A 2,334-nucleotide genomic window follows, 5' to 3' on the forward strand; every position below is an offset into this window, starting at 1 on the left:
AGTGTTATACCAGAGGGGAGTCTGATAACCGATACTTACAGCGTGATGCTGGTATTCGTCGAACTCAAGAAAAAGTTGTTTGGACAGGACGAGTTCAAGATAGAGGAACTATGAATTGTACTGAAAGTATAGCCGGCTGTTTAGTTTATGTTAGAACCACAAGTGGACAGTATTTGCCTCTTGAAGTTCCAGTGGCTAGACGCGTATTTTCAACCCAATGGCCGGGAGGCTGGTGGGGAAGAATTGAATTTATCCCACCATCAACTCTAGTGTGGCAAGATGGAGGGCAAATAATGGACCAAATAGTATTATCAAAATAGAAAATTAAATGCATTTTACGACCACTAAAATAAGTGGTCGTGATTTTATATCTATCTCACTCTACCTGTGAAAATGGTAAAACAGATTCATCTGCTGTTAACACTCTATCATTATTCTTTTCTTCCTTAAGAATTTCGGGGTCAATACTGTAACCTATGAGATTTGACAAGATATATTTATTCATTAATCCACTCAAATAGCCATCTTTATTTTGAAATGATTCTATGAATTGACAGTCAAAATGATGATTATTTGATTTGTACATAAATGGCACAAAATATTGCTCTCTACCTTTTTGATAGCCATGCCCCTTATTGACAATTTCTCCATGGTCAGAAGTGTATATCAGAGAGTAATTGATATTTTTTTTATCAATCACATCATATATGTCCTTTATAACTCTATCTGTATGATGGATAGTTAAGTCATAATTATCAGCATTAGGTAGCGCTATCTTATCAGTATCATCGTAATTTTTATAAGGCATATGGCTGCCATGTAAATGAATTACAATGAATTTATTTTCTTCTTTATCTAAGAGGGCTGTATCCAGTAGAGCGCTAAGGTTGTCGTCTTTAAAGTTTGTGAGTTTTATTACATCAGATTTTTTCGCGATAAAGCCATATTTAGATGAATGGAGTCCTTTTAGGTCTTGAGAACCCAGCCAATATGTTCTATAGCCATTCGATTTAGCCATTTCTATTATTGATTTGTTCTTAAATAAATTTTCTTCACTTTCAGGGGTATGAAAAGCAAGGGACATAGAAATAGAGTTTCTTGTTATTGGTGCACTAGAATGTGCGTTATTTATTATACATCCCCCATTAGAAGAAAATATACGATTCATGTTTGGTGTTGTGTTTAGTTCGTATCCATACACACTATAATGTGTTGATAATGATGATTCACCCATTATCAAAATAACAGCATTAAGTTCGGAATTTTTCTTTCCTATTATTGAATTGTTAAATTCATTTATTTCACTGATATTTGCATACTTATCATTTGAATGGCTTGAAATATATAAATAAGCAAAGTCACCAATAACAGCAGGATATCTATCTCTTATGAATCGACCTGTTGTTTTATCTTCCTCGCGGATATCTGATAATAATTGTTTGTCTACGGCGGATGCACTAAGATAAAGTGTAGAAAGGAAAATAAATACAGGTAATATTTTAAAAGCCATGTGATACTGAATTTTTTTTGTTTTTTTTCTTATTATATAAAATAAAGCTGTTGTAACTACTAAAGATGGCAATAACATTATGAAAAATAAATGCCCAGCCATAGATAACGATTCTTCTTTATTTGTCTCAATAAATGAATCTAAAACTGATACTGATACTCTTTCACCAAAAATTAGGGAATAATTAGTTTGAAGAGTTAGAAAAAAAAGTAGCAAGCTGCCAATACTAATCAGAATTCTATTTTTTTCCTTAATTAACAAGAGGATTGATAAGAGTAGAACAAACGTTGATAAGTGAGGAATGCTTGAGTCTTTTTGAAAAATAAAGAGATTCAATATGTAAGATAAACTAAACATTGAAAGAATGGTCAAAATGTATTTGTATGATATTTTTTTCATTAAGTTCATAGAGTATACCATTTAATGGCGGTATAAAAACATGCGATTATACATGTGCTAATATTTTAAACAAAAGAGTATGTGATCTTTTATAACAAATAAAAAGTTTCTATTGTGAATAATTAACCTTGTTTACTATTTTGTGTAATCGCCATGTCATATTAAACGTGGCCGGTTAAACGGTCACCGAATTCAATCATAAATCGACTGTATGAACGCCTCCCCGTTTGCAAGGCTTCCGTTGTTCTGACATTGACGAGTAGTTGCAGCTCTGTATCCGTACATGAACTCCCGCGTATGTGCAAGATAAGTTCGTCGGGTGGCGGTCATAACTGCGTTCGTACATTCGGCTTCTGTATTTGCAGATTATTTTCTGCGGAGCCATGATGGATATGTGCCCACCTGCGCCTTATCGGCCTTCAGAC

The 2,334-nt window shown here is 33.6% G+C and carries 1 protein-coding gene; it reads right to left on the bottom strand.

Going from position 1 to position 2,334, the window contains the following annotated elements; genetic code table 11:
* Window positions 1-376: 376 nt before the first annotated feature.
* Entirely contained in the window at window positions 377-1,918 is a 1,542-nt protein-coding gene (locus FE394_RS18950) for a phosphoethanolamine transferase (protein ID WP_319927875.1), read from the bottom strand.
* Window positions 1,919-2,334: the final 416 nt, after the last annotated feature.

This window comes from Xenorhabdus littoralis (genome assembly GCF_033949345.1).
In the GTDB taxonomy this organism is placed as follows: Bacteria; Pseudomonadota; Gammaproteobacteria; order Enterobacterales; family Enterobacteriaceae; genus Xenorhabdus; species Xenorhabdus littoralis.